We start from the raw sequence: 25737 nt of genomic DNA, 5'->3' as shown, positions 1-25737 counted from the left end.
GAATCTGAATCATCGCGACTCGCGCGTCAAGTCGCGACTCGGCGAAATACGGCGAGTCGCACCCGGAACGGAACGAGTTCGCAGACTACATCTTGAGTCTGCGCACAGGCACCTGACTCCATATGTGGTGGATACGACGCCCCTAAAATAAATTCGCCGTGCGTCCCGGGATAATCGGTCGGCACGGCAAACGGCGCATTTCGCCGCACGGCTCGAAATTGCAGGTGGACATAGTGGAATTACAGTTCTAATTCTTGACCGTATCGCAGCGCGGGAACGACGGGGCACGATGCCCCTGTCGCAACACCGGCGCGCCAGAACTGTGGGGGAGATACCATGCGCTTTTCCGTCTTCCTGAATGCCCGTTCGATGAGCCCGGCCGAGGACGGCCGCCTGATCACCGACCTGATCGGCCACGCCGAACATGCGGCGACCAATGGCTTCGAGGCGGTGTTCATGCCTGATCACCATTTCAACGGCTACATGCCGGTCGCCAGCGACAGCTTCATCATGGCCGGCTACCTCGCCGCCCGCCTGCCCGACATGTATTTCGGCTTCTCGGTGGTCTCCGTCCCGCTGCATCACCCGGTCCGCTTTGCCGAGCGCATCAACGTGCTCGATCACCTGACCAAGGGCAAGCTGCTCGTCGGCGTCGGCTCGGGCACCACGCCCGAGGAAATGATCGGCTTCAACGTCAACTACAAGGACGCCGGCGCGCTGGCCGACAAGAACCTCGCGATCGCCGAGGAACTGTGGGCCAAGTCGATGTACGACCCCACCGTCGTGATCGACAACGGGCCCTACCAGGGCCGCGTCCTCCAGCGCATCACCCCTGCCCCCTATGGCGAGAAGCATGCCCGCCTGATCCCGGTGGCGATGAAGGAAGCGAGCGCTCGCCGCGCCGCCAAGCACGGCTGGCCGGCGTTCATCCCCGCCTTCACCCCGCCCAAGATCGGCGGTACCGAACCCTTCACTCACGTGAAGAAGTACTTCGACATCTACAAGGGCATGCTGCTCGAGGAAGGTCACAGCGACGAAGTGGTGAAGGATGCGCTGTCGTGGACGACGCACACTTACCAGATGGTCCATGTCGCCGAGACCGAAGAGCAGGCGCGCGAGGAAATGATGGTGATCCTGCGCTCGTACCAGGATGCGATCGAGCGCGAGGCCGAATACAACAACCGCGCCGAAAGCGACGAGGCCAACACCAAGACCGACCGCACGCCCAACGCCCTCACCGAGGACTGGATCGGCACCTGGTGCCTGTGGGGAACGCCGGATTCGGTGATCGAGCACCTGCGTCCCTACAAGGAGCTGGGCATCGGCAACATCCTGTGCGGCACCACCACCGGCCCGCTGACCGAGGAACGCCTGCGCCTCGGCAACCAGACGCTCGACCTGATGGGCAGCAAGGTCATCCCCGCACTCAAGGGGCTTTGATCGCATGCCACGTCCGCTCAAGGTCGTCGGCATCGGCGGCACCCTGCGCGACGGATCCAGCACGGAGCGCCTGGTGGCGGCCGTGCTGGCGGCCTGCGCGGACCAGGGGGCACAGACCCGGCTGTTCGGCGGCAGCGCGCTCAAGGCGCTGCCGCACTTCAATCCCGAAAGTCCCGAACGCACCGAGGGCGAGCGTGCGCTGGTCGAAGCCGTCCGCACGGCCGACGCGATTGTCATCGGCTCGCCCGGCTATCACGGCGGCGTATCGGGCCTCGTCAAGAACGCCATCGACTTGCTTGAGGACTTGGCGCGCGATATCCGGCCTTACTTCGACGGGCGCCCGGTCGGCCTGATCGTCAGTGCCGCCGGCTGGCAGGCCACCGGCATCACGCTGGCCGCGCTGCGCGGCATCACGCATGCCATGCGTGGCTGGCCGACGCCGCTGGGCATTGCCGTCAATACCGTCGCGCAAAAGCCCTTCGGCGCCGATGGCGCCTTGGTCGATGCTGACGTCGCCGCGGCAATCGCTGCGCAGGCACGCCAGATCATGTCTTTTTCCTTAGGTGCTGCATGACCCTTTCCCTCGCCGATGCCGCCCGTCTCACCGCCGGCGCCACCATGTGGACCACCGGCGCCGTTCCCGAACAGGATGCCCGCTCGCTCATGCTGGCCGATGGGCCGATGGGCGTTGCCAGTGGCCGGGTCGACGAGCGCGATGTCTCGATCCTGACGCCCGCCCCGGTGGCGCAGGGCGCCAGCTGGGACCTCGACTTGGTCGAGCAGATGGGCAAGCTGGTCGGCAATGACGCCATCACCATGGGCGTCGACGCGCTGCTGGCGCCCAACGTCAACATGGCGCGCAGCCCGCTCGCCGGCCGGGCCTTCGAATACTATTCCGAGGATCCTCTGCTCACCGGACTGTGCGGCGCGGCGTGGGTACGCGGCATCCAGTCGACCGGAACGGCCGCCGTCGCCAAGCACTTCGTCTGCAACGACAGCGAAACGCAGCGTGACACCATGAACGCCGTCATCACCGACGAGGCGCTGCGCCAGGTCTATCTCCTGCCCTTCGAACTAGCCTGCGAGGCCGGCTGCGGCGGGATCATGACCGCCTACAACCGGATCAACGGCGACTGGTGCGCCGAGGCGGCCGGGCCGCTCTCTATCGTGCGCGACGAGTGGGCCTACGGCGGTGTGCTGATGAGCGACTTCTTCGCGACGCACAGCACGGCAGCGACACTCAATGCCGGTCTCGACCTCGAGATGCCTGGCCCGGCCCGCTTCCTCGGCGCCCGCGCCGCAGAGGCGGCAGCGGCGGGCGACGTGAGTGAGGCGCGCATTGCCGACGCGGCCGAACGCGTGATCCGCTTCAACCAGCGCTTCGGCGGTGACAAGATCCCCGCCGCGCTCGACACTGAAGAACTTCTGACCGCCGGGGCTGCCGCCGGTTTCGTGCTGCTGCGCAACGATGGCCTTCTGCCGCTGTCGAATACGCTCAAGACGATCGCGGTGATCGGGCCCAATGCGACCGCGCCCTGCTACCAGGGCGGCACCTTTGCCCGCATCGCCGTGACGCCCGACGCGCTGACGCCGTTGCAGGCGATCGAGGCGGCACTGGGCGACACCTACACCATCGTCCACGAACCCGGCGTCGATCCGCAGCCTCGCCTGCCGAGCCTGCCCGTGACCCCGGCCCGGGACCTGGGCGATGGGTGCACCAGCGGCATGACGCTCGAATACTTCGCGGGCCACGATTTCAGCGTCGAGCCGCTGAGCCGCGAAACCCGCGCGACCAATTCGCTCGTCTGGTTCCACGGCGTTCACGACCAAGGCCGGTTCAACGAAGCCGGCGCCGTGCGTGCGAGCGGATGGTACACCGCGACCGCCGATGGCCCGCACCGGTTCTATGCCGGCGCAACCGCACCCGTCGTGCTCAAGGTCGACGGCACCGAGATCGTCCGCCGCGACATCCAACCACCGGCGTCGGACATCATGGGCGTGCTCAAGGCGGGCGACGCAGACAGCGACACCGTCCAGCTGCAGGCGGGCCAGCGCGTTCTGGTCGAGGCCGAACTGCGCTACGCCCCCGCGCGTGTGCAGGGCCTGTGGTTCGGCGTACGCGCGCCCGACACGCCCGACGCCATGATGGCCCGGGCGGTATCCGCCGCGGCCCAGGCCGATGCCGTCATCCTCATGCTCGGCGAGACCGCCGACGCCAGCGTCGAGAGCAAGGACCGCGCCGATACCCGCCTCGACCCGGCGCAGGTCGCATTGGCCGATGCCGTACGCGCTGCCAATCCGCGCACCGCAATGGTCGTCAACGTCGGCCACGCCTTCGATGCCAGCTTCGGCGTCGAGGCCGCCGCGCTGATGGTCGCCTGGTACCCGGGCCAGAACTTCGGCATCGCGCTGGCCGACGTGCTCACCGGGCGCCGTGAGCCCGGCGGGCGACTGCCGATGACGCTCGCGGCTAGCGAAGCCGACTATCCGGCCTTCGACCTGACCCCCGCGGCCAGCGGAGACCTAATTTACGACGACGGCGTGCTGGTCGGCTATCGCGGACTGCGCGAGAAGGGCACAGCGCCCCTCTTCGCGATGGGCGCCGGCCAGGGCTACACCACGTTCGAGTGGGCCCAGCCCCGCGTCGAGGGCGGCGTGGTCCTGGTGGATGTCACCAATACCGGCGACCGCTCTGGCAGCGACGTCGTTCAGGCCTATCTGGCGGAAAGTCCCTATGCGCTGGTCGGGTTCGCCAAGGTCCATCCGGCGGCCGGCGAGACGGTGACCGCCCGGATCGAGCCGAGCGCCCATATCCTCCGTGCCGTTGCAGGCACCGGCGCTGTCGGGCTGGTGATCGGGCGTACGGCCGAAGATCGCACCTTTACGGTCGACTTGCCGCGCTGACTTGTGCGGGTGCGTGAGACCTAGTCTCACGCACCCGCCAGTTTGCTCCTCCGCCCGCACTTCCCGCCGCCACCTCCCCGTCGCATTGCGACAGGGAGGTTTTTTGTTGCGCCTGATGCGTCGAGACGGGGTGGAAGCCTTAGCCCTTCTTCAGCGCGTCCGGCTTGTGCGCGGCGCGTTTACCTTCCTCGGTTTCGACGAGATACTGCGGGTCGTCACGCGATGCGTCGACCTTGTGCCCCTTGATCTTGGTCGGCTCGGTCAGCTTCTTGACCACCTTGCCCTCGGCCGTTCCGCCGTGGCTCTTCCACTCGACGTGATCGCCCTTCCTGAGTGTCTTGGTCATGTTCGTCTCTCCTTCGCAGGGCTCAACGCGCTGCGGGAGCTACGGGTTCACCCCTTACCCGAAGGTCCGTGTCCAGAACGCGCATGCAAAAAGCCCCTCCGGATCGAACCGGAGGGGCCATTTGTTCGAGGCTGCCGGGCAAGACCCTCAGTGAGTCAGGCTGGCAATCGCGTTATCGACCAGGGCCTTGTCGGCATCGACGCCATGACGGGCGGCGATGATTTGGCCGGCGGCGGCCGCAGCGGCCGAAGCAGCCTTGGCACGCAGATCGTCCACCGCCGCACGTTCGGCGGCTGTGATCTTGTCGGCGGCCATCTTCTCGCGACGAGCGATCACGTCGCGGGTGTCGGCCTCGGCCTTGGCGACGATCGCCGCAGATTCGGTGCGGGCATGCTCGAGCATGCTGGCCGCGTCCTTCTCGGCGTTGGCGATCTTCGCGGCGTATTCGGCGCGGAGGGCTTCGGCCTCGGCGCGCAGCGCCTTGGCGTCGTCCAGTTCGCGGCGGATCGCCTTGATCTGGTTATCGAGGCCCTTGGTGATGGCACCCGGGACCTTCTTCCAGACCAGGATCAGCAGGAAGACGAGCATGGCAGCAGCGACGATCGCGCCGGCGCCGATACCGTGGATGGTCGGCTCGGCCGCTTCGTGGCCGCCGGCATGCTGTTCGACCGTGGCGGTGGGCGTGGTGGCGTTAGCCATGGGCAAGAACTCCCTGCACCGCACCGCGAGCGTCTTCGGCCGAAACCGAAAGACCGGCCAGACGGCTGGCGATGTCCTGCGCGGCTTCGGCGGCGACACCTTCCACCTCGCCGAGCGCAGCGGCGCGGGCGGTGGCGATGCGGGCTTCGGCGGCCGTGGTCGTCTCGTCGATCCGCGCGGAGGCGGCGTCGAGCGAGGCCTGGGTTGCGCGGGCGGCGTCGGCCTTGGCGGCAGCGATCAGGGCATGAGCCTCTGCGCGCTGCTTGCCTTCGGCGATGCGCCAGGCCTGTTCTTCTGCATCGGCGGCGCCCCGCGCGGCTTCTGCCGCGGCGAGATCGTCGGCGATCTGCTTGTTACGCTGGTCGATCGTCGACACCACGCCCGGGAGCATGCCCCGGCCGATGACGAAGAAGACCACGCCGAAGCACAGCAGCAACCAGAAGATCTGGCTGGCGTAGGTATCGGCGAGCTGGGCTATCTGGGGCATCGCGTTGGTCCGCGCTTCCTGTTTGTCGTTCGGGCCGGCCGGAGCTTATCCCCGGCCGGTATCGTTCAATGATCCGCTTCGACGCCTCAGGCGACGAAGATCAGGATCATCGCGACGACGAACGACAGCAGGCCCAGAAGTTCGGCGGCGGCGAAGCCGATGAACAGGCGGCCCTGCTGGCCGTCGGCAGCGCCGGGGTTGCGCAGCGCGCCTTCGAGGAACTTGGCGAAGACGTTGCCCACGCCCAGCGAGGCCAGACCGGCGCCGATGGCAGCGAGACCAGCGCCGAGAAGCTTTGCGCTCTGTGCGTCCATGATAAAAACTCCCTCTTGATCAGAACCGGTGTTGAAAGCGGTTTGTGGTGGTGACGGTCAGTGAAGGTTTTCCGCGTCGTTGAGATAGACGCAGGTAAGCAGGGCGAAGACGTAGGCCTGGATGCCGGCAACCAGCAGTTCCAAGGCGCAGATGCCGATCATCAGCAGGAAGCTGGGAACGCCCGCCAGGAAGAAGGTGCCGACGCCGGCATTGGTGCCCGAGATCACGAAGCCCGAGAGCACTTCGAGAAGGACGTGGCCGGCCATCATCGCGACGAAGAGACGCAGGCCCAGCGAGAACGGACGCACCAGGAACGAGATCAGCTCGATCGGGAAGATCACCGGCACCATGACCGCCGGCGTGCCGTGCGGCACGAACAGCGAGAAGAAATGGAACCCGTGCTTGGCAAAGCCGACGATCAGCACGATCGCGAAGCTCATCACCGCCAGGACGCCGGTCACCGTGAAGTGGCTCGTCGCCGTGAAGGGGTGCACGCCGACCAGAGCCAGCGGCAGCAGCCCGAGCATGTTGGCGAAGAGGATGAACGTGAACAGCGAGAACACGTAAGGCAGGTACTTGCGGCCATTGTCGCCGATGTTCGACTGCAGCAGCGTATCAACGAAGCCGGTCAGCCCCTCGACGGCCATCTGCCAGCGACCGGGCACCTGCGCCCGCTTCGCGCCGCCACCGACGAACACCATCAGCACCAGGGTCGTGATGACCATCCACAGCGCGGAATTGGTGAAAGCAATGTTATGCCCGGCAATCGCCCAATGATCGGTGCCGAACAGCGGCTCGATCGTAAACTGGTGAACCGGATCGACCTTTCCTTCGGCCACAGTGCTTGTCCCCGTCACGCGCAAAAACATCAAGGCGCCCCTGCCCGACCGGTTTGCCGGCCGGATTTTCCGCCAGATCCTAAAGACCCGGTCAGGAACGCCCGCTCGAAATCCTGATGATATTGCGGAAGGCTACGCCGATCCCCACAAATAGCATCACCAGAAGCCCCCAGGGTCGCGTTCCGGCAAACTGGTCGATGACCCAACCGATGAACGCGCCGCCCACAAGACCGCCGATGAGTTCGGCCAGGACCCGGTTGCCCAAGCGATAGTTCGCATCGGACTTTTCCCGGTCTGGCGCGGGCTTGCGCCCCTGTTCCCGCTGGCGGGCGGCATCGAGCCGCTCGTTCAACCGGGAAAGGCGTGCATCCTCACCGATGGCCTCTGCGTCGGTCTGGTCGTCGTCCATGCCATGCTCCCTGCCAGAAACGAACCCCATAAGGGGCACCAACCTGCCGCAAAGCGCGTCATGCACAACGGCATCCCGCCGAGGGCGCCTGCCCCTTAGGCGGCGGGTTTTCGCAAGTCAACCGCTGCCCGCCGAACTTGTCACACTTGCCCGCATACGATTGCGCCAAATGTGCGACACCGTTCGTCGCGGCGGGCCTATCCGGCTGGCGTCAAAGGCAGCGGGAGTCGCGCTGCGGCGGGGCGCTGGTGCGGGTCTGCCAGGTGCCGTTGGGCGCCTGATACTTCTCACCCGGCTGGGTCTGCGCGATCAGCAGGCAACCCGAGGTAAAGGCATATTCCTCGACGGTCGCCTTCTGGGCCTGCGCCTTTTCGGAATAGACCGCGCGGCGCTTCAGGTTGATGTCCTCGACCACCGCCTTGAGCGACGGCGCGGGCGGCGTCACGTAGCCGAGGTACCCGTCCATCTTCTCGCCCACCTGGCCGGCAGCGCGCGCGGCAGCGTAGGCCGGATCGCGCTGCGCAAGAGCGGAAGCGGGGCTCAACGCCAGCGGCAGGGCCACCGCAGCGGAGAGAACGACGGAAAATGCAGCCCTATGTGCCATTTCGCGTGCCATCTCAGAAGATGTCCTTGTTCTTGTCGATCGTCTGGCTGGCGTCTCCGGCCAGGCGATATACGACTTCCTGCTTGATGTTGATGTTCAACTCGATGACGATCGGCTTGTCGGGCGCCTTGACCGAAATGCAGCCCGACAGCGCGATGGCGCCAGCGGCAAGCGCCGCGCCTGCCAGAATCCTCACCATGATGCCCCCGCCCTCTTGCGAATTCCCTGTACCAGCGCCCGTCGCAGCCACCGGCTGCGCGGTCAAGGTGGGCCGGTTCGTGTTACGCTTCATCGCATGGCTCCACTTGCTGCAGGCTGAATGACGGGGGCGGCGCCGCTCGATGCCGCCGGACGCGGCACCTTGCTGCCCTTGGGGTCGAGCAGGCCGATCGTGCGCGGGTCCTTCACCACCGACGGGTCGTACATCGACTTGTAGGTGCCCAGCAGGCTGTAGAAAGGCGCGCGGATATTGAGGTTGAACTGGATCGGCAGCCCGGCGATCTGGCGGGTGAAGAAATTGCGCTTCGCCCCTGCCCCCTGGCTGACGCCGCCGAACTGGATCTGCGTGACGAAATCACCGGCAATGTCGCCGCGCAGCGCGATCGTCATGCTCTTGTAGTCGAGCGAACGCAGCGACTGGAACGCATAGTTCGCCATGAAGGTCAGGTCCTTGTAGGTTAGCGCCCCGACGTAGGAGACATTGCCGCCGCCGCGCGAGTGCAGCGCGCCGCCGACGATGTGGCCGCCGCTGGCATCGAACACCACCGGCAGCTTGCCGTCGAACACGCCGGTCGCGCCGACGTTGGCCATCTCCATGCGCGAGACGAACTGCGCGGCATCGAGGCCGTCGATCACCAGCGTGAAATTGCGCGGCTCCGCCTCGGCAAACCGCAAGATCGTCGGCTCTAGCGAAAGCTGGCCGCCCATGAAGGGCCAGCGCGCGCCATTGACCTGCACCACCTGGTTGCGCAGCAGTTGCAGGTCGACCACGCCATCGGTCACCTCGACACCGGGATTGATCGAGGCGACCTTGAGCATCTGGTGCGGGGCCGTCTCCATGGCCAGCAGGTCGGTGAAGTCCAACGTGCCGGAAAGACCGCGCACCGGACCAAAAGCGGCCGCGAAATCAAGACCCTTCGTAGTGAACCTGCCACCGCTTGTCACGGTATCGCGGCGCCAGTCGATGCGACCCTTGCCGGTGATCGTGCCTTGTGCATTGGCGACCAGACCGAGCGCCAAACTGGTCAGTTGGGCCGGTTGCAAGCGCTTGTCGAAGGTGAGGCCGGCGACGTCGAGGTCCGCCGATCCACGCGCCGCGGCCAGGTCGTGCAGCACGTGGGCGTGGACCACAGGAGCCTGGCTCTTCGCTTCGCGCAGCAGGGCATCGGCGGTAATGCGACCGCCGGCGAGCGAAAGCGTCGCCCCTTGCGCCACCAGCGGTTCGAAGCGCGCCGGCGTAGCGCGATCGGTCAGGCCGAAGCGCGTATCCGCCAGTTCGAGCCGCCCGTCGGCGTAGCGCCACGTTCCGGTGGCTCCGGCCAAGTCGAGCGGCACGGCCGCCATGCGCGCCTCGACGCCTGCAAAGGTACCGGCAAAGTCCTTGCCGATCCGCGCCGTAAGGTCGGCCAGCTTCAGCCGCGTCGGCGCGCTGGGCGGCCCGAGGGCAAGATCGACGCCGCGGGCCGTCAGCGTTCCAGGCCAGGCAAGGCCGACCGCGCCGCTGTCGAGCGTCATCGGGCTGTCGCCGAACCGGCCGGTCAGGTGGAGCGCGGAGGTTCCCAGCGCAACGCGCAACGGTGCCGCGCCCGCAGTGACGATCGCCTTGCCGGTGCGGCCGCCTGCCGCGTCCAGCCCCGGGCACAGCACGAGGCTGTGCGAATCGAGGCGCATCTCGCCGAGCGTGAGTTCGTCGAACCGCGGCGTCATGCAGGTCCGCCACAGCGACAGTGTTCCCCGGCGTCCGTACGTCCCGTTGATCGGCAGGACGAGATTGCGCACGCTTCCCCCCGGTATGGCACCCGACAACAGGCTGCGCCCGGCAAAACCAAGCGTTCCGTCGGTCGCCTGGACGACGACAAGTTCGGGCACCGCCAAGCGTCCGCCGCCCGCCGCATAGTCGGCCATGGCAAGGTGGAATTGCGCCCCGCCGCGGCCGCGGCGCTCCATTGTTCCGCTGATCCGCGGCAGGCCCTGCCCGCCAGTCAGGAAATTGCCGGCGAACCGCGGCGTGGTCATGCCATCGCCCGCGACCTGAACCTTGCCGAGCGACACGAGCGCCTGGCCGCTGCCACCGCGCAGGGTGCCGCGCGGGACGACGACGGACCATTTGCCGTCGCCTGCCTTGCGCACCGTAAGGTCCGCGGCAAAGCGACTGCCGCGCTCCTCCTCGCCAAGGCGACGGCGCACCTGCGCGATCATGGGGGCCGCAAGCGTGCCCTGCGCGGCCGCTTCGGCGGATGCAAGGGCACGGTCCAGCGCTGGGCCACGCCGCAGCCCGCGCGCATCGGCCATGCCGCGAAACTCGGTGGTTGCAAAACCGTCGCGGGCCTTGACCAGTCCGTCGACCTCGAGCAGCCCGACCGAACCCTGCGCCGTCCGCAACCCGCCGATCGTGGCATCGACGCGGCCGCTCAAAACACCGCCCCGCCACGCCAATGCGCTGTCGAGCCCCAGTTGCTGCGCCGTCAGCGCATCGGTCGCCAGCGCCACGCTGCGCAACCGGGCCTTGCCACTCGCGCCGCCGAAGTCCTTGTCCGCCACGACATCGAGCGTCATGTCCGCACCGGCCAGGCGGAGCGACCCCAGCGGGGATTCGCCGGAGCAGGCTAGGCGGGCCATCCGCACCGGGCCGGCAAATCGCGGCTTGCCTTGGTCGACCGTGATTCGCCCGAAGGCGGTGGCCTGGCCCGTCGTGCAGCCACTCGCGGCGAGGCGCGGCGCGACGGCCGCCAGCGTGCCGGCAAAGCCGTTGCGCAGGTTGCCCGCGCCCTCGGCCTTGATCCCGATCCGGCCAACGTCGCTGTCGATTAGCGCGCGACCATCTTCCAGCGTCAAGCGCCAGTCGGGGAGGCGCAAGGGCTCCTTGGACGCCGGCTTCGCGTAGATGACGCGATCGAGCGCGCCGAAGCTGGCATGGCCCTCGTGCACCGCGCCGTAAAGTCGGGGGCGGACCAGTCTGACCCCTCCGATCCTTGGCCCAGAGAGGCTCCAAGCCAGAGTCAGTTCGGCACGGTCGATGGTCAGGTCCGGGTGTCGCGGATCGCCGACGACCACATTGGCCAGCACCTCGCGACCCGGCCCGATCGAGACGATGTCGTACCGCGCAGGGAGGCCCAGCGCGGCCAGTTCACGCGCGATGACACCTTCGGCAATCCGGTTGCGCGCGATCCACAGGCCGCCGCCCACGGCAAGCACGGCGACGCCCGCCGCCAAAGCGACGATGCGCCGCCGCGACCAGCCACGCGCTGCGACCGGGTCTTCCGGTTCAGCCAAATCGGTAGAATCCGCCATTCGCCCCCTTCTTGCGCATGGTCACGGGCTGGGCAATGCAAAACACCGCATCGATTGCTCCGGTCCGTTGCCCTGCAACACCCGCCGCCAGCTTTGGTGCCGGCCACGGTGGAGACCAGATGCCTCACGAACGCGGACTCTTTCCTGAACGACAGGACGATCAGGCAACGGATCGCGTTCGTGAGGCAGGGCAGGATCCTTCCGGCCACCGCGCCAGGCTGCGTCGCCGCCTGCTCCACGGCGGGGACGACGCGCTTGCCGATCACGAGCTGATCGAGGCGCTGCTGATGACCGTGATCCCCCGCATGGATGTAAAGCCGCTCGCGCGGATGCTGCTCCAGCGCTTCGGCTCACTCGCCGGGGTTTTCAACGCCGACCCGCGCGCGCTGCAGGCGGTGCCCGGGATCAAGGAGGCGGCCGCGGCTGCTCTGCGCATCGCCGGGGTCGCAGCACGCCGCCTCGCCCGCGCGCAAGTACAGGCGCTGCCGGTACTATCCAGCTGGCAAGCGCTGATCGACTACCTGACGATCGACATGGCCCACCTCAATCACGAGCGCGTCCGCGTGCTCTATCTCAACACGCAGAACCGGCTGCTGCTCGATCAGGTGGTCAGCGACGGCACGCTCGATGAAAGCGCGATCTACACGCGCGAGATCATCGCCAAGGCGCTGTCGATCGGCGCTGCTGCGCTGATCCTCGTGCACAACCATCCCACTCGCCCATTTTGATCACGCCGGATCACGCTGGATACCGCTGATCCACAAGGCTTTTTTGGGTTGTCGTAGAGTCGGATACCATGGCATAGTGGGGTCGGTTTTAAGGGGGATTGAAGCCCCTTTTGACCCCAGTCGCCGACCCCACAAACCCGTCTGGCGACCCCACTTGGAAGCCGATGGAGAACCCCAGTGCCAAGCCTTACCGATGGAGAAATACGCCGCGCCCTGAAAGAGGTCGAACAGACCGGAAAACAGCTCAGCCTCGTCGATGGCGAGGGACACGGAACGGGGCGCCTCGTCCTCGTGATGAAGCCGATGCCGACCCGTGTCACCGCCGACTGGATGGCCCAGCAGTGGCGCGATCAGAAGCGCATCAAGAAGAAGCTCGGATCATATCCCTCGATGCCGCTCAGCAAAGCGCGAGAGGTGTTCAACCGCGATTTCGCGGAGATGATCCAGAAGGGCCGCAGCATCAAGATCGCCGGCGACACGCGTCCTGGCACCGTCGCCGACCTCTTCGAGGCCTATGTCGCGTACCTCAAGGGCGCGGAGAAATCGTCCTGGAAGGAGGCGGAGAAAGGCTTCAACAAGATCGCCGACACGCTCGGGCGTAACCGCCCTGCGCGCGACATCGAGCCGGACGAGATCACCGCGATCCTCCGCCCCATCTACGAGCGCGGCAAGCGCTCGATGGCGGATCACGTGCGAAGCTACATTCGATCGGCTTACAGCTGGGGCCTCAAGTCGGAGCATGACTACCGCTCGGCCTCCGCACGTCGCTTCCGTCTGGCCTACAATCCTGCCGCAGGCATACCGACCGAACCGAAGAAGGTCGGAACGCGCTGGCTCGATGAGGATGAGTTCCTCCGTCTCTACCGCTGGCTCGAATACCCCGACACGCCGGTGCATCCGCCATACGCGCGCGCGGTCAGAATCCTGATGCTGACGGGGCAACGCGTGCAGGAGATCGCACGCCTGCATATCGACCAGTGGGATGCGAAGGAGCGGATCATCGACTGGTCGAAGACGAAGAACGGGAAACCCCACGCGATCCCCGTGCCGACGATCGCCGCTGAACTCATCGAGTCCATCAATGTGAACGAGCATGGCTGGTTCTTCCCTTCGGCGACCGACCCCTCGAAGCCCGTGAGCCACGGGACCCTCTATTCCTTCATGTGGCGCCAGCGGGATCGCGAAGTGATCCCGTACGTGACGAACCGCGATCTGCGGCGGACCTGGAAAACGCTCGCGGGCAAAGCCGGCCTCTCCAAAGAAATCCGGGATCGCCTGCAGAACCACACGCTGCAGGACGTCAGCTCCAAGAGCTACGACCGCTGGAATTATATGCCGGAGAAGCGCGCCGCCATGGCGAAATGGGATAAGTTCGTTCGAGCGCTCCTTAAGACGAAGAAGACCAACAGCGCCCTGAAGGCTGCCGCGTGAGTCGCCAGCCTCTGCTTCTTGCCGGCGCGCTTGCCTTCTTCAGCTCGGTCGCCCCTGCCTATGCAGACCCATGCGAGGCGCCTCTGCCAACACACGCCGGAGCGCGCTTCTCCGGCACCGTCCGATATGTCGGCGACGGCGATGGCCTCTGCGTGGGCAGGACTGCCGATCCGCGCGAGTGGATCGAGGTCCGCCTTGCCGATTTCGACGCGCCTGAGCTTCACCAAGCCAATGGCGCCGCGGCTAAGGCGGCGCTCGAACGCATCGCCCTCCTTCGCCAGGTCAGATGCACGGCCGAACGCGGCCGCAGCGGGCGCGTCGTCTCGTTCGACCGGGTGATCGCGCGATGCCGGATTGGCTCCGACAGCATCGGCAATCTCCTTCGCCACGCCGGCGCCGTCGCGGGTGGCAACTGATGCGAGGACGTTCCCCCTTGACCCGACATAGCTTGGAAGCTATATGACTTGGGACGTCGAACTACACGATTCCTTCGAGGCGGAGTTCCTGGCTTTCGAGCGCGAGGTCCAGACCGAGCTGCTGGCCGTGGCGAAGCTGCTCGCCGACTACGGGCCGCAACTTGGTCGGCCCTATGTCGACACGCTCAAGGGCTCGAAGCACGCCAACATGAAGGAGCTGCGTTTCTCGGCCGACGACGGCGAATGGCGCACAGCCTTCGCGTTCGATCCCGAACGGAGGGCAATCCTTCTGGTCGCGGGCGACAAGTCCGGCGTCAGCCAGAAGCGCTTCTACAAGCAGCTTATCGCAAAGGCGGATAGCCGGTTTTCCGATCATCTGGAAAGCCTGAAATCCGCAAAGAAGGGAAAGTAGGATGGGCAGGAGCCTCGATGACGTTATCGCCTCGCTGCCCCACGAGCAGCAGCTGCAAATCGACGCCCGCTATCAGGAACTGAAGCAGGAAGTCGAAGGCCTCCGCGAGCTGCGCCAGATCGCCGGCAAGGCGCAGGCCGACGTTGCGACCGCCCTCAAGATCAAGCAGCCGTCCGTCTCCAAGATCGAGAAGCAAACGGACATGTATCTCTCGACGCTTCGCAGCTATGTGGAAGCGGTTGGGGGGGAATTGGAATTGACCGTCAAGCTGCCGAAGCGGCCGGTGATGCGCATTCATCACCTGGGAGATGTCGCTCCCGCGGCCCCTACTAAGGCCCCCGCGCGGAGGAAGAGCGATGCGCCGTCGTCGAGGCGGCGCCATGGATGAATTGCAGCGGTCCATCTACGTCGACCGCTTTCGGCTGGCGTTTCATACCCAGAAAGGCGCCGCCTTTCAGGACTGGTTCGTCCGTCTGGCCGGTCACGCCTTCGGCGCCGATTTCGAGGAAGTCCGCCCCTACGGCTCTTACGGTGACCTCAAATGCGACGGGCGGCGGATCAGCACGCAGTCGGTGTTCCAGTGCTACGCGCCGGACGCCATGAAAGAAGCCGACCTCATCGCCAAGGTCGATGCGGACTTTCATGGCGCGCGCGGTCATTGGGCCGGCAACATGCAGGAATGGGTCTTCGTCCATAACGACGGCCGCGGCCTTCCGCCCAATGCCGTCCAGCATCTCGACGCGCTGCGCAAAGCCCATGCACCTCTTTCGATCTCGACCTGGTCCGAGCCGGAGCTGCTCCCGCTCGCCATGAGCCTCGACATCTCAGCGCTCCAGGCGCTGTTCGGTCCCGCCGCCTCGATCGCCATCGTCGACCGGCTGGTCATGTCTGACCTGATGCCGATCATCGACGCCTTGCAGCGCCAGGAACCCAATGCGGGCGACCCGCCGCTGACGCCACCGTCGGCGGAGAAACTGGAGAAGAACGAGCTGTCGGAGGAATCCGGCCTGTTCCTGCGCATCGGCAGGCGTAAGTCGAGCCTCGTCGACACCTTCTTTCGCAAGAGCCCGCGTCCCGATCTGGGCGAGCGCATCGCCGAGGCTTTCCGCATGCGCTATGCCGAGCTGAAGGCGTTCGATCTGCCTGCCGACACCATCTTCAAACATCTTCAGGACTATGCCGGCTTCAACGGCGAGCCGAAGCGCCAGGGCGCAGCCCTCGCCGTGCTCGCCTATTTCTTCGACAGCTGCGACATCTTCGAAGATCCGGTCGTTTCCGAGGAGGCGCTATGATCCTCCCGACCAAGCATGTCCGACCGGATCGTGCGCTGATCGGCGTCGGCGCTGAAGTGCTCGAGATCCTGAAGCGGCCGATGACCATGTCGCGCCTCTGGGACGAGGTGCGCGGGCGTCGCACGCTTCACGCACCGAACGCACCGATCGATTATCAGTGGTTCGTCCTCTCCCTCGATCTGCTTTACATGATGGGCGCGCTCGATTTCGATCGCGGCCTGGTGCGGAGGGTCGAGCCATGATCCGCCGCTTCGGAAGCGACCTCGCCTCCTTCAAGACGCTCACCTTCAAGCCGGGCCTGAACATCCTGCTCGCCGACAAGAGCGAGGGCGCGAACGATCGCCAATCGCGGAACGGCGCTGGCAAGACCAGCTTTATCGAGCTCGTCCACTTCCTGTTCGGCGCGGACGCACGCAAGGAAAGTATCTTCCGTTCCGACGTGCTGTCGCCCTGGACCTTCGACGTCGCCGTCGACATCGCAGATGCGGCCGTTTCGGCAGCGCGCAGCGGAGCCAAGCCCAGCCGTATCTTCCTCAATGGCCCCGTCGAGACCTGGCCCATCCCGCCCCAGCTCGACCAGCGCGCTGGCGTGCTGGAGCTGTCCAACGAGAACTGGAAAGCCAATCTCGGCCAGCTCTGGTTCGGCCTGCCGATCTCGGCCGGTGACGAAGCCGAGCGCTTCCAGCCCTCCTTCCGCTCGCTGTTCTCCTATTTCGTCCGGCGCCAGCTCAGCGGCGGCTTCCAGCAACCGATGCAGCATGCGTCCATGCAACAGGCTTGGGATCAGCAAGTCTCGATCTGCTATCTGCTCGGCCTGGACTGGAGCATACCAGGGCGATTTCAGGAGTTGCGCGCGCAGGAGAAGGTCGCCCAGGAACTCCGCAAGGCTGCCCGTAGTGGCGACCTCGGCCGATTCTTCGGTAAGGCCGCCGATCTTCGCACCCGCCTCGCCATCGCCGAAGCGCGTGCGGAGCGACTCCGGGGACAGCTCGAGACGTTTGAAGTCGTGCCCGAATATAAGGCGCTGGAGCGGGAGGCGAACGAGATCACGCGCGAGGTCGACGCCCTCAATGTAGAAAATGTCGTGGATGGCGACCTGCTGCAGCAGCTTCGCGCTTCACTGACGGAAGAGGACGCGCCCGACTTGGGGGATGTGACCAGGCTCTATGCCGAGGCCGGCGTCGTGTTGCCGGACATGGTTCGGCGTCGCTTTGACGAGGTCGAGCGCTTCCACCGTTCGATTATCGAGAATCGCCGCGCCCATCTGAATGCGGAGATCGCGTCGGCCGAGGCGCGTGTCATCGAACGCGACCAGCGCGTCGCAGAGCGCGACCGACGTCGGCGCCAGATCATGGGTGTGCTCCAGTCCGGCGGCGCGCTTGAGCACTATACGAGCCTGCGTGAAGAAGCCGGACGCGCCGAGGCGGAAGTCGAAGGACTGCGTCAGCGGCTGGAAACCGCAGAGCGGATCGAAAGCACGAAGGCTGAACTCGACATCGAGCGCGCCAATCTGAGCAAGGCGCTCCGCGATGACATTCATGAGCGCGGCGACGTTATCCGCGAAGCCATCCTCGCATTCGAAGCCCTGTCAGAGTCCCTGTACGAGAAGGCCGGAAGCCTGACCGTTTCAGAGACCGGCTCAGGCCCGCAATTCGAAGTCCATATCGACGGACAACGAAGCAAGGGCATCACCAACATGCAAATCTTCTGCTTCGACCTGATGTTGACCGAGATCAGCCTCAAGAATGGACGGGGCCCGGGCTTCCTTGTTCACGACAGTCATCTCTTCGATGGCGTGGACGAGCGTCAGGTCGCCAAGGCGCTCCAGCTCGGCGCGGAGCGGGCACAAGCCGCCGGTTTCCAGTACATCGTCACTATGAATTCCGACGCGCTCCCGCGCGAGGGCTTCCAGCGCGGTTTCGATATCCAGGCCCACGTCATGGAAACCAAGCTCACTGACGCGACCGACACGGGAGGCCTTTTCGGCCTGCGTTTTGAGTAGACGCGCCCCGCACGCGACCGATGCCCAGACGAGAAGTGCAACAGGCTGTTGCACTAACGGTGCCGTCCACCACGCTATCAGGATGATGCCGGTCAGAGCCCCGCCGAAGGTTGCTCGACCGTTTTCCGCCTGCCCGACAGCGTAGTCGACAGACTTCAGCCCGTTCCGGTGAGGAGTATCGCCGAACCGTCGCCGGGTGCCGGACCCGGCCTCGCCCGCCGGTCTGCAAAGAGTGGAACCGCGCTCGTCGTCCACTGAGCATGCCGATGAAACAGGTCGGTCATCTCCATTCGGTCGACGGCTTGGGAGAAGGCGAAGCCCTGCCCAAGCATGCATCCCATCGTCCAAAGTTGGCTCGCTTGCACTTCTGTCTCAATGCCTTCCGCTACGATGCGGACGTCGAGTTGCTTGGCCATATCGATCAGCCCTGGGACGATCACCATGCTCGGATCTCCCGGCCAAAGACGCGCGATGAACGATCCATCGATCTTGATGATATCGACGGGAACGCTGAGGAGACTCGTCAGCGACGCTTGGCCGGTCCCAAAATTGTCGAGCGCTACGCACACCCCCCGATCGCGAAGGCGCTTGATCTCCCGCGCGACGACATTGTCTCTTCCCCCTGTGGGAGCATCCTCCTTCACCTCGATGATGACGTGGTCGAGGGACACCCCCAGGCGACCAAAGCTCCGCTCCAGCTTGCCGAGAAGATCGCCCGTGTAGAAATCCGCGGTTGAGACGTTCACGCCGACGTGCTGAAGCGGAATGCCCGCGTCGAGCCAGCACCGGACGTCCTGGGCTACAAGCGACAGCATGCGCTCCGTCATCTCGGCCGCAACGCGCGCATCAGACGTCGCCTCCTGAAAAGCCGCTGCGGGCAAGATTTCGCCTGACGGCATCCGCAAACGACATAGCGCTTCGGCCCCGACGATCTTCCGCGTGTTGAGGCAAACAACTGGTTGATAGAAGGCGTCGATCCGCTCCTCCGCCAGAGCCGCGGTCACATTCCGGATTGCCGCCTGTCGCTGGACAATACGCGTGCCGAGGCCCGGCCAATAGCGCACGAATCCGCCGCGTCCCGTTTCCTTGGCGTGATACAGCGCGAAGTCGGCTTCCCTATAGACGGCCTCCGCGCTCGCGCTGCCGGCCGCCAGCACCGCGCCGCCGATGGTGGCCGCTGGCACGATGGCGTGGCCATCGTAATCAGCCGGCATTTCAAGCGCGCTGAAAATGCGGGTCGCGAAGGCGTCGAGATCCGAAAGCGCATCCGCCCGTTGCACGATGACGGTGAACTCGTCGCCGCCGATGCGGAACATGATGTCGGGAGCAACTGCGGCGGCGATCCGCGCGCCGGCAACACGGATCAGGGCGTCTCCAGCCTGGTGGCCAAAGGTGTCGTTGACTGTTTTGAGATTGTCGAGATCGACAATGAGCAGCGCCCATGCGCCCGGCTGATCACAGGAAAGGCTACGGACTGCTGCGTGAAACGCAGTGCGGTTCGGCAGCCCGGTCAGCGCGTCGACGGTCGCGCGACGCTCACGCTCGAGCACGCGCTCGTGGCGACGTAGCGCCATCCCGCAAAGATCAACGCAGGTAGCAATGATCGCCTCTTCCCGCTCCGTCGGCCCGCGACAATCCTGGAAGTAGACGGCCAGCGCCCCTATCGCCTCACCATCAACACCCATGACCGGCGACGACCAGCACGCCTTGAACCCGGCCTGCACGGCGAGGTCGGCATATTTCCTCCATTTCGGATCATTGGCGATATCCGTGACGAGCACCGGCACGCGCCGGTAAGCGGCCGCGCCGCAAGACCCGACATCGGGGCCGATCATCACGCCGCCACTGATGTCACCACATTCATCTGCGACACGAGGCGCCAGGGTCCGCAGCAGCCCCGCTCGGTCGACGCTCACGATCGTGCAGCGTACGCCGGGCAGAATGGCTTCAACTTCCCGGGATAGCTCGTCGGCGGTCTCGTCCAGGGCGGCGCCATCGGCGATCAGTCGTAAGATACGGTTTTCAAATTCCAGCAAAACAACAAGGGCCACCTACCCCGCCGCGGCTTCGTGATCGCGCCGTCGGCGACTATAATAGTCGCCCAGCATGAAGATCGAGTGAGTCAAAATGCTAAAAATAGACTTAACCAGCCTTCTTTGCGTGAGATGGATTTGCCGGTGCCGCCACCTTTCTGTCTCGGCCGTACTTCCTGAGAAACACACACTTACTGTGGACGCCCGAAGAGGGCATGCTCCGGCTCTGATTCTACGCGATTGCGACTTTGCGCCTTTGCGGGGAATGCCTTCCCCTGCGGCCGAGCCTTGCGTCTCGGCCGACCCCTTCTGCGGGGAGACCCCGCAACGCCCCTTGAGAGTGAGAGTGCGGACCGGTTTCCGTGACGGGTGAATAGCTGGGAGAGAGGCTCCCGCGCCCGTCGTGGAGATTGGTCCCATGAACATGCAAGTTCTCGATGCGCGCCGCGAGACGACCGGCGGCTACAGGGTGGATGTCAGCCGCGGCGAGCGGGTCGGCCGCGTCTCGTCGGAATGGTTCTCGCGTCCGGCCGACGAGCGATACCTCTCGCTGTCGGAGCTGTCGCGATCGGTCCGTGACCGCGCCGATCGCAGCAGGACGCGCGTGGTGGAAAGCGCGCTGATCCATGTGGAGGCAAACCGCAACGATGCGGAGCGGCTGGCCCTGATCCTGCCGGGCGCGGATGCCGCGATCGCGCCGACACACTGGTCCTTCGGCCAACTCGCCGGCTTGGTCGGCGCACCCGCCGCCTATCTACGCCAGCTCCCGGCCGCGCTCGCCGCCATCAATCTGCAATATGGCCTGACTTCCAATCGCGCCGAGCAGATCAAGACGCTGGAAACCGACGACGGCCGGATGGAACTGCGCGCCGTCACCGGGCCGGATTATGGGAGGATATTCGACGCCGAACTGGTGGAAGCCGTGCAGCGCATCGCCGGCAACGGCACTGGCGATACGCGCTGGAAGGTGCCGGGCGTGCTCGACTGGGCGACCGGCGTCTACAATCCTCGCGTCGATATCACCAAGGACACGACGACGCTCTATGCCTCCGATCGCGACGTCTTCCTCTTCCTGGTCGACGACCTGAATCCGATCGAGGCCGGTCGACTGCCGGACGGTTCGCCCGACCTTTATTTCCGGGGCTTTTATTGCTGGAATTCCGAGGTCGGCGCCAAGACCCTCGGCATGGCGAGCTTCTATCTCCGCGCGGTTTGCCAGAATCGAAATCTCTGGGGCGTGGAGGATTTCGAGGAAATCACCATCCGCCACTCCAAATATGCCGCCAATCGCTTCGCGCACGAGGCGGCCCCTGCGCTTGCGAACTTCGCCAATTCCTCGCCGCTACCCTTCGTCAACGGGATCAAGGCGGCGCGCGAGCGGATCGTGGCAAGGACCGACGAAGACCGCACCGACTTCCTGCGCCGTCGCGGTTTCTCCAAGGCCGAGGCCGGGAAGATCATCGACACGGTACTGGCTGAGGAAGGCCGACCGCCGGAGAGCATCTTCGACTTCGTTCAGGGCATCACCGCCGTCGCCCGCGACAAGCCCCATCAGGACGCCCGCCTCGACATGGAGGCCAAGGCCAAGAAGCTGCTCGATCGAGCGGCCTGATCTTCGTGATGCCGGGGAAGCGGGTTTCCGTGTCTCCGGCTTTGCGCTTCCGTGTTTCTCCGGTTCACCGGTCCGTGGCGCTGCCCCCTTTAGAGGAAGAGGGCGGCGCTTCGCTCCGTGACGGGTTGGAGGTCGAGAGAGAGTCTTTCGGCCGCCCGTCGCGGAGTAAATCCCGATGGCTACTGCTGTTCAGAAGATCGTCCTGTCGTCCTCGCGCGACATCCCCTTCAACAAGCTGGTGCTCAGCCAATCCAACGTCCGGCGCGTGAAGGCCGGCGTCTCGATCGATGACCTTGCGGCCTCGATCGCCCGACGCGGCCTGATCCAAAGCCTCAGCGTCTTTCCGGTGGTCGACGCCGAGGGCGTCGAGACCGGCATTTACGAGGTGCCCGCCGGCGGCCGCCGCTTCCGCGCGTTGGAGATGCTGGTCAAGCAAAAGCGCCTCGCCAAGGTCGCACCCGTGCCGTGCGTTGTGCGCGAACGGGACGGCGCCATCCTCCCCGAGGAGGTGTCGCTGGCCGAGAATATCGAGCGCGCGCCGCTCCATCCTCTCGACCAGTTTCGCGCCTTCCACGACATGCTGATCAAGGGCATGACCGAGGAGGAGATCGCGGCCGCCTTCTTCGTGCCGGTCCAGGTCGTGAAGCAACGGCTTCGCCTGGCCTCGGCATCGCCGGCGCTGCTGGAGGTTTATGCCGAGGATGGCATGACGCTGGAGCAACTGATGGCGTTCACCGTGTCGCCCGACCATGCCCGCCAGGAACAGGTCTGGGATGCGATAAAGGACGCTTGGTCGAAGGAACCCTATCAGATCCGGCGCATGCTCACCGAGACCACGGTGCGCGCCTCGGACAAGCGCGCCGTCTTCGTCGGCGTCGAGGCCTACGAGGCCGCCGGCGGCGTCATCATGCGCGATCTCTTCCAATCCGACGATGGCGGCTGGCTGCAGGATCCGGCGCTGCTCGATCGTCTGGTCGCTGAAAAACTGAAGGCCACCGCAGGGGAGGTCGCGACCGAGGGTTGGAAGTGGATCGAGGTCGCGGTCAGCTTCCCCTATGACGCGACCCGCAGCCTGCGCGAACTGCAGGGCGAGGCCCTCGACCTGACCGCCGAGGAACAGGCGACGATCGACGCCCTGATCGGCGAGCAGCAGAAGCTCGAGGCCGAATACCAAGATGCCGACGAGCTGCCGGAGGAGGTCGACCAGCGGCTCGGCGAGATCGAGACGGCGCTCGCCGCCCTCGAGGCGCGACCGGTCCGCTACGAGGCTGACGACATCGCCCGTGCGGGCGTGTTCATCAGTATCGCCCATGACGGCCAGGTCGACATCGATCGCGGCTATGTCCGGGCCGAGGACGAGGCGCCGACCGCCTCGGAGGGCGAGACTGGCGGGGAAGCCGGCAGCGATCCGGTCGAGCCGATCGTACAGCGGGCCGTCATCACGATCGGCTGCCAGCCCGCCGAGCCGGAGGACGACGAGGACGATGCGATCAAGCCGTTGCCCGATCGCCTGGTCACCGAGCTGACGGCTCACCGCACCCTGGCGCTGCGCAATGCGCTCGCCAACAACCCGCATGTCGCGATGACCGCGCTCTTGCACAAGCTGGTCTCCGACGCCTTCCAGCACCGCATGTACAAGGGCGCGATCGAGGCCTCCGTCAGTCACGTCTTCTTCCCCGTCCAGGACGACGCTCTGAAGGACAGCCCGGCGGCCCGCGCGGTGCAGGAGCGGCACGAGGCCTGGGCGGGCGACATTCCCGCCGAGGACGACGCGCTGTGGGACTGGCTGGCGGCACTCGACGATGCGAGCCGGATGGCGCTGCTGGCGCATTGCGTGAGCTACGGCGTCAACGCGCTCTACGAGAAGCCGAACCCCTATGGCGGCAATGGCGTCTCGCAGCACGGCCTCGACATGCGGCTCGGTCAGGCTGATCGACTGGCCCGCGCCACCGGCCTCGACATGGTGGACGTCGGCTGGCGTCCGACCGTCGGCAACTATCTGGGCCGCGTCACCAAGCCGCGCATCCTTCAAGCGGTCCGCGAGGGCGCCGGCGAACAAGCAGCGCAGCTCATCGACCACCTGAAGAAGGGCGACATGGCCAAGGAGGCCGAACGCCTGCTGGCCGGCACCGGCTGGTTGCCGGAGCCGCTACGCTTGGTCGCCGAATCCGAGGCGACGACCCCGGACACCGATGCGGGCCGCGAGGATGACGGCGCGTTGCCCGACTTCCTTGCGGGCGACGACGAGGAGGCTCCCGCCGAAGACGAGGAACAGCACCTCGTCGCGGCCGAGTAAGCGCACCGCGGAGCGGCTTCGGCCGCTCCGCCCCTTCCTCCAACACAAGGAGCTGCGCCATGTCGCAATCCAACCCGGCGCCCCGCCGCGTCGTCTTCCAGTTCCTCGTTCCCGTGCATGTCGAGGTCGAGGATGGTCTGATCCGCCGCGTGACGATCATCGACGAAACACCTGTGCGCGACCCCACGGTCGTCGAGGGCGACCCCGCCTATCTCGACGACGCGGTGCGCGCCGCCGATGACGGCCAGTCATGGCCGTCCTGGCAGTTCGGCTACTAGCCGACGCCATCCCATTTCCACTCCAAGCCCGGCCAAGCGCCGGGCTTTTTCGTTTCAGGAGCCCGACATGACCGACTATCTCACCCGCTTCTCATGCCTGCTCGACGTCGGCACCCCCGCCAACGCGGCGCAGGCCTTTGACATCTACACGGCACTTATGGCCGAGAACGACCGCGAGAACCCGCCGGCCGAGCCGTTCTTGCTCTCGCTAACGCCCGAACATGGCGCGGCCCGCCTGTGGCTTCGCGATCCCGGCAGCGCCGACCCGCAGCTTATGATCACCTTCGTCGCGCGATGCGCCGAAGCCTTCGCGCTCAGGGGGCGCTGGGGATTTCAATGGGCTGGTATCGCCTCAAACCCCGTCATCGGCGGCTTTTCCGGCGGAGCCCATGTCCTCGACCTGGCCACGGGCCGGACTATCGACTGGATGAGCAGCGGGCGCTGGCTTGCCGAACATCTTGCCGAGAGAGGTGCGCGATGAACATCCCGATCACGTGCGCCAATCTCCAGACATTGCTGCGCGTGGCCGAGAACGACCTCGTGTTGATGGAATGCATCGATCCCAGCGAACCACGCCACACGGCGATAGAGGATCCAAAATTGCAGCACCTCGCGGCCAGCCGCATGGTAACGGAGATGTCACCCGCACGCGATTGCATCGATCGTGCGCGATTTTTCGTTGAAGCTGATGTTCATGCGAGTCATCGCCAGATCCTGAGTCACCGCACAGCTTGAGCAGTGCGTCCGCCAGACCTGCCCTTGTGGTGCTTCAGGCATGTCCGCGAGCGGGCGGCCGACGAGGTGCTGATATCGCGACGCGTGGCACTGGTCGCCGAAATAATACCGACCCGGCTGTCCCACCGCTTGCGCGATCCATATCCCTGCTTGCCGGGGGTGATTTCGTATCGTCGAGCCTTCGTTCGCCCAATAGGTGAATGGCGGCGGCGGATCAGCCTCGATCACGACTTTTGGTCGGGCCAGAGCAAAGGAGATCGTGGAAACGCTCTGTTGCTGTCGGTCGGCTGGAGCGCAGGCCAACAGGAAGAACGACAGGCAACTCGCGATTGGAAGCAGAGATTTCATAGAGCAGTTCGGCACTCCTAAAATCGCCAAGGGTTTCTTGTTTGATTTCTCCACCATAATATCCAGCCGATACTGTGAGGGGGCAAGTCCTGGCCGCTTGTTACGGACCTCCTCTACCAGACCGCGACCTCCCACTGCCCGTTCACGCGTGCAAAGCCGATCGGCCGGTTCTGCGGTGTCGCGTTCGGCTTCGTTGAATCCATCACGAGCTGCGTCATGCAGGTCACGCCCGGGCCGACCCCGCCTGGCGAACAGTCGCCGAGCTTCAGCTTGGCATTGGTGAGCGATGTTCCCGTGAACAGGCGATGACGTCGGACCGCCGCAGTCGCCTCCTCCTCCGTCGGCTGCGCGACCCCGGCTGCGACGGCGGTCGACGCGGACACCGGCGCAATCACAGGCCGCAGGACGAACCCCGCGCCAAACCCGACCACTAGGCAACCCGCAGCAATAATGCCGATCACGCTTCCCTTCATCTCGCCTGCCTCTTTCCTACCGGCACGGCGAACTCCAGTGACTTGAGACGCCGCGGCTTCTTTTCCCAGGAAAGTTTAGCGTCGGATCGCCTCCGCCGGAAGGCTGGGCGATGAGCCGGGCCCGCCCT

Annotated in this window: 27 protein-coding genes; 15 read left to right on the top strand and 12 right to left on the bottom strand. The window is 65.5% G+C overall.

Features of this window, described 5'->3' with window-relative positions:
* Positions 1-336 precede the first annotated feature (336 nt).
* The 3 genes from V7Q48_RS02755 to V7Q48_RS02745 are packed head-to-tail and all read left to right on the top strand — an operon-like array spanning position 337 to position 4344.
* The gene (locus V7Q48_RS02755; RefSeq protein WP_333836125.1) at positions 337-1440 is read left to right on the top strand and encodes an LLM class flavin-dependent oxidoreductase; all 1104 of its coding nucleotides are present in this window, start codon (positions 337-339) and stop codon (positions 1438-1440) included.
* Positions 1441-1444: 4 nt separating this feature from the next.
* Positions 1445-2014, top strand: coding sequence for an NADPH-dependent FMN reductase (locus tag V7Q48_RS02750; protein WP_333836124.1), 570 nt, complete (start codon positions 1445-1447; stop codon positions 2012-2014).
* A complete protein-coding gene (locus V7Q48_RS02745; protein WP_333836123.1) occupies positions 2011-4344 on the top strand; it encodes a glycoside hydrolase family 3 C-terminal domain-containing protein in 2334 nt (777 codons plus the stop codon). The genes V7Q48_RS02750 and V7Q48_RS02745 overlap by 4 nt, the downstream gene beginning before the upstream one ends.
* 139 nt (positions 4345-4483) lie before the next feature.
* Here the strand turns inward: V7Q48_RS02745 and V7Q48_RS02740 are convergent, their stop codons facing one another.
* The 9 genes from V7Q48_RS02740 to V7Q48_RS02700 all read right to left on the bottom strand — a co-directional run bounded on the left by V7Q48_RS02740 (position 4484) and on the right by V7Q48_RS02700 (position 11553).
* The gene (locus V7Q48_RS02740; protein WP_333836122.1) at positions 4484-4690 is read right to left on the bottom strand and encodes a DUF2945 domain-containing protein; all 207 of its coding nucleotides are present in this window, start codon (positions 4688-4690) and stop codon (positions 4484-4486) included.
* Between the two features lie 147 nt (positions 4691-4837).
* The gene (locus V7Q48_RS02735) at positions 4838-5389 is read right to left on the bottom strand and encodes a F0F1 ATP synthase subunit B family protein (RefSeq protein WP_333836121.1); all 552 of its coding nucleotides are present in this window, start codon (positions 5387-5389) and stop codon (positions 4838-4840) included.
* Positions 5382-5876, bottom strand: a complete 495-nt coding sequence (locus tag V7Q48_RS02730; protein WP_333836120.1) for a F0F1 ATP synthase subunit B family protein — start codon at positions 5874-5876, stop codon at positions 5382-5384. The genes V7Q48_RS02735 and V7Q48_RS02730 overlap by 8 nt, the downstream gene beginning before the upstream one ends.
* Before the next feature lie 86 nt (positions 5877-5962).
* The gene (locus tag V7Q48_RS02725; protein ID WP_022677864.1) at positions 5963-6190 is read right to left on the bottom strand and encodes a F0F1 ATP synthase subunit C; all 228 of its coding nucleotides are present in this window, start codon (positions 6188-6190) and stop codon (positions 5963-5965) included.
* A gap of 57 nt (positions 6191-6247) precedes the next feature.
* The gene (locus V7Q48_RS02720) at positions 6248-7030 is read right to left on the bottom strand and encodes a F0F1 ATP synthase subunit A (RefSeq protein WP_333836119.1); all 783 of its coding nucleotides are present in this window, start codon (positions 7028-7030) and stop codon (positions 6248-6250) included.
* A 91-nt stretch (positions 7031-7121) separates the two neighbouring features.
* Positions 7122-7439, bottom strand: coding sequence for an AtpZ/AtpI family protein (locus V7Q48_RS02715; RefSeq protein WP_333836118.1), 318 nt, complete (start codon positions 7437-7439; stop codon positions 7122-7124).
* Positions 7440-7650: 211 nt separating this feature from the next.
* Positions 7651-8055: a YdbL family protein gene (locus V7Q48_RS02710; RefSeq protein WP_333836117.1), complete on the bottom strand. Its 405-nt coding sequence runs from the start codon at positions 8053-8055 to the stop codon at positions 7651-7653.
* A gap of 1 nt (position 8056) precedes the next feature.
* A complete protein-coding gene (locus V7Q48_RS02705; protein WP_333836116.1) occupies positions 8057-8335 on the bottom strand; it encodes a YnbE family lipoprotein in 279 nt (92 codons plus the stop codon).
* Positions 8332-11553 carry an intermembrane phospholipid transport protein YdbH family protein gene (locus V7Q48_RS02700; RefSeq protein ID WP_333836115.1) on the bottom strand — a complete coding sequence of 1074 codons (3222 nt, stop codon included), beginning with the start codon at positions 11551-11553 and terminating at the stop codon, positions 8332-8334. Before V7Q48_RS02700 ends, V7Q48_RS02705 begins: the two co-directional genes overlap by 4 nt.
* A 119-nt stretch (positions 11554-11672) precedes the next feature.
* Here V7Q48_RS02700 and V7Q48_RS02695 point away from each other — a divergent pair, with 119 nt between their 5' ends.
* From V7Q48_RS02695 to V7Q48_RS02660, 8 genes are all read left to right on the top strand, one after another.
* Complete coding sequence (locus V7Q48_RS02695; protein WP_333836114.1) at positions 11673-12281, top strand: JAB domain-containing protein; 609 nt, start codon at positions 11673-11675, stop codon at positions 12279-12281.
* A 177-nt stretch (positions 12282-12458) separates the two neighbouring features.
* Entirely contained in the window at positions 12459-13712 is a 1254-nt protein-coding gene (locus tag V7Q48_RS02690) for a tyrosine-type recombinase/integrase (RefSeq protein ID WP_333836112.1), read from the top strand.
* Complete coding sequence (locus tag V7Q48_RS02685) at positions 13709-14128, top strand: nuclease (RefSeq protein ID WP_333836111.1); 420 nt, start codon at positions 13709-13711, stop codon at positions 14126-14128. The genes V7Q48_RS02690 and V7Q48_RS02685 overlap by 4 nt, the downstream gene beginning before the upstream one ends.
* A gap of 43 nt (positions 14129-14171) precedes the next feature.
* Complete coding sequence (locus V7Q48_RS02680) at positions 14172-14540, top strand: type II toxin-antitoxin system RelE/ParE family toxin (RefSeq protein WP_333836110.1); 369 nt, start codon at positions 14172-14174, stop codon at positions 14538-14540.
* A gap of 1 nt (position 14541) precedes the next feature.
* The gene (locus tag V7Q48_RS02675; RefSeq protein WP_333836108.1) at positions 14542-14928 is read left to right on the top strand and encodes an XRE family transcriptional regulator; all 387 of its coding nucleotides are present in this window, start codon (positions 14542-14544) and stop codon (positions 14926-14928) included.
* On the top strand, positions 14849-15832 hold the full coding sequence (locus V7Q48_RS02670; protein WP_333836107.1) for an ABC-three component system protein: 984 nt from the start codon (positions 14849-14851) through the stop codon (positions 15830-15832). Before V7Q48_RS02675 ends, V7Q48_RS02670 begins: the two co-directional genes overlap by 80 nt.
* Complete coding sequence (locus tag V7Q48_RS02665) at positions 15829-16074, top strand: ABC-three component system middle component 6 (RefSeq protein WP_333836106.1); 246 nt, start codon at positions 15829-15831, stop codon at positions 16072-16074. Before V7Q48_RS02670 ends, V7Q48_RS02665 begins: the two co-directional genes overlap by 4 nt.
* Positions 16071-17834 (top strand): ABC-three component system protein, encoded by a 1764-nt coding sequence (locus V7Q48_RS02660; protein WP_333836105.1) that lies wholly within the window; start codon positions 16071-16073, stop codon positions 17832-17834. The genes V7Q48_RS02665 and V7Q48_RS02660 overlap by 4 nt, the downstream gene beginning before the upstream one ends.
* A gap of 155 nt (positions 17835-17989) precedes the next feature.
* On the opposite strand, the gene V7Q48_RS02655 is transcribed toward V7Q48_RS02660, so the two are convergent.
* On the bottom strand, positions 17990-19885 hold the full coding sequence (locus tag V7Q48_RS02655) for a putative bifunctional diguanylate cyclase/phosphodiesterase (protein ID WP_333836104.1): 1896 nt from the start codon (positions 19883-19885) through the stop codon (positions 17990-17992).
* Between the two features lie 400 nt (positions 19886-20285).
* On the opposite strand from V7Q48_RS02655, the gene V7Q48_RS02650 reads away from it, so the two are divergent.
* The 4 genes from V7Q48_RS02650 (at position 20286) to V7Q48_RS02635 (ending at position 24534) form a co-directional block, all read left to right on the top strand.
* Positions 20286-21479 (top strand): DUF932 domain-containing protein, encoded by a 1194-nt coding sequence (locus tag V7Q48_RS02650; protein WP_333836102.1) that lies wholly within the window; start codon positions 20286-20288, stop codon positions 21477-21479.
* A gap of 175 nt (positions 21480-21654) precedes the next feature.
* Positions 21655-23775, top strand: coding sequence for a ParB/RepB/Spo0J family partition protein (locus V7Q48_RS02645; protein WP_333836101.1), 2121 nt, complete (start codon positions 21655-21657; stop codon positions 23773-23775).
* A gap of 59 nt (positions 23776-23834) precedes the next feature.
* The gene (locus tag V7Q48_RS02640) at positions 23835-24053 is read left to right on the top strand and encodes a hypothetical protein (RefSeq protein ID WP_333836100.1); all 219 of its coding nucleotides are present in this window, start codon (positions 23835-23837) and stop codon (positions 24051-24053) included.
* Positions 24054-24120: 67 nt separating this feature from the next.
* Positions 24121-24534: a hypothetical protein gene (locus V7Q48_RS02635; protein ID WP_333836099.1), complete on the top strand. Its 414-nt coding sequence runs from the start codon at positions 24121-24123 to the stop codon at positions 24532-24534.
* Positions 24535-24692: 158 nt separating this feature from the next.
* On the opposite strand, the gene V7Q48_RS02630 is transcribed toward V7Q48_RS02635, so the two are convergent.
* Together V7Q48_RS02630 and V7Q48_RS02625 are read right to left on the bottom strand one after the other, a co-directional pair.
* Positions 24693-25136, bottom strand: a complete 444-nt coding sequence (locus V7Q48_RS02630; RefSeq protein ID WP_333836098.1) for a hypothetical protein — start codon at positions 25134-25136, stop codon at positions 24693-24695.
* A gap of 113 nt (positions 25137-25249) precedes the next feature.
* Positions 25250-25609: a hypothetical protein gene (locus V7Q48_RS02625; protein WP_333836097.1), complete on the bottom strand. Its 360-nt coding sequence runs from the start codon at positions 25607-25609 to the stop codon at positions 25250-25252.
* Between the last annotated feature and the right edge of the window lie 128 nt (positions 25610-25737).

Origin of the sequence: Novosphingobium sp., assembly GCF_036803765.1 — a bacterium.
Classification (GTDB): domain Bacteria; phylum Pseudomonadota; class Alphaproteobacteria; order Sphingomonadales; family Sphingomonadaceae; genus Novosphingobium.
Note: the sequence above shows the minus strand (reverse complement) of the source record. Positions and strands in the feature narration are given on the sequence as shown.

What these genes read in the sequence shown, in the direction of transcription:
- V7Q48_RS02745 (WP_333836123.1), top strand. Translation starts at nt 2,011, where the DNA reads ATGACCCTTTCCCTCGCCGATGCCGCCCGTCTCACCGCCGGCGCCACC.
- V7Q48_RS02650 (WP_333836102.1), top strand. Translation starts at nt 20,286, where the DNA reads ATGAACATGCAAGTTCTCGATGCGCGCCGCGAGACGACCGGCGGCTAC.
- V7Q48_RS02705 (WP_333836116.1), bottom strand. Translation starts at nt 8,335, where the DNA reads ATGAAGCGTAACACGAACCGGCCCACCTTGACCGCGCAGCCGGTGGCT.
- V7Q48_RS02725 (WP_022677864.1), bottom strand. Translation starts at nt 6,190, where the DNA reads ATGGACGCACAGAGCGCAAAGCTTCTCGGCGCTGGTCTCGCTGCCATC.
- V7Q48_RS02700 (WP_333836115.1), bottom strand. Translation starts at nt 11,553, where the DNA reads ATGGCGGATTCTACCGATTTGGCTGAACCGGAAGACCCGGTCGCAGCG.
- V7Q48_RS02715 (WP_333836118.1), bottom strand. Translation starts at nt 7,439, where the DNA reads ATGGACGACGACCAGACCGACGCAGAGGCCATCGGTGAGGATGCACGC.
- V7Q48_RS02625 (WP_333836097.1), bottom strand. Translation starts at nt 25,609, where the DNA reads ATGAAGGGAAGCGTGATCGGCATTATTGCTGCGGGTTGCCTAGTGGTC.
- V7Q48_RS02735 (WP_333836121.1), bottom strand. Translation starts at nt 5,389, where the DNA reads ATGGCTAACGCCACCACGCCCACCGCCACGGTCGAACAGCATGCCGGC.
- V7Q48_RS02665 (WP_333836106.1), top strand. Translation starts at nt 15,829, where the DNA reads ATGATCCTCCCGACCAAGCATGTCCGACCGGATCGTGCGCTGATCGGC.
- V7Q48_RS02630 (WP_333836098.1), bottom strand. Translation starts at nt 25,136, where the DNA reads ATGAAATCTCTGCTTCCAATCGCGAGTTGCCTGTCGTTCTTCCTGTTG.
- V7Q48_RS02750 (WP_333836124.1), top strand. Translation starts at nt 1,445, where the DNA reads ATGCCACGTCCGCTCAAGGTCGTCGGCATCGGCGGCACCCTGCGCGAC.
- V7Q48_RS02675 (WP_333836108.1), top strand. Translation starts at nt 14,542, where the DNA reads ATGGGCAGGAGCCTCGATGACGTTATCGCCTCGCTGCCCCACGAGCAG.
- V7Q48_RS02670 (WP_333836107.1), top strand. Translation starts at nt 14,849, where the DNA reads ATGTCGCTCCCGCGGCCCCTACTAAGGCCCCCGCGCGGAGGAAGAGCG.
- V7Q48_RS02695 (WP_333836114.1), top strand. Translation starts at nt 11,673, where the DNA reads ATGCCTCACGAACGCGGACTCTTTCCTGAACGACAGGACGATCAGGCA.
- V7Q48_RS02680 (WP_333836110.1), top strand. Translation starts at nt 14,172, where the DNA reads ATGACTTGGGACGTCGAACTACACGATTCCTTCGAGGCGGAGTTCCTG.
- V7Q48_RS02645 (WP_333836101.1), top strand. Translation starts at nt 21,655, where the DNA reads ATGGCTACTGCTGTTCAGAAGATCGTCCTGTCGTCCTCGCGCGACATC.
- V7Q48_RS02730 (WP_333836120.1), bottom strand. Translation starts at nt 5,876, where the DNA reads ATGCCCCAGATAGCCCAGCTCGCCGATACCTACGCCAGCCAGATCTTC.
- V7Q48_RS02640 (WP_333836100.1), top strand. Translation starts at nt 23,835, where the DNA reads ATGTCGCAATCCAACCCGGCGCCCCGCCGCGTCGTCTTCCAGTTCCTC.
- V7Q48_RS02740 (WP_333836122.1), bottom strand. Translation starts at nt 4,690, where the DNA reads ATGACCAAGACACTCAGGAAGGGCGATCACGTCGAGTGGAAGAGCCAC.
- V7Q48_RS02660 (WP_333836105.1), top strand. Translation starts at nt 16,071, where the DNA reads ATGATCCGCCGCTTCGGAAGCGACCTCGCCTCCTTCAAGACGCTCACC.
- V7Q48_RS02755 (WP_333836125.1), top strand. Translation starts at nt 337, where the DNA reads ATGCGCTTTTCCGTCTTCCTGAATGCCCGTTCGATGAGCCCGGCCGAG.
- V7Q48_RS02710 (WP_333836117.1), bottom strand. Translation starts at nt 8,055, where the DNA reads ATGGCACGCGAAATGGCACATAGGGCTGCATTTTCCGTCGTTCTCTCC.
- V7Q48_RS02635 (WP_333836099.1), top strand. Translation starts at nt 24,121, where the DNA reads ATGACCGACTATCTCACCCGCTTCTCATGCCTGCTCGACGTCGGCACC.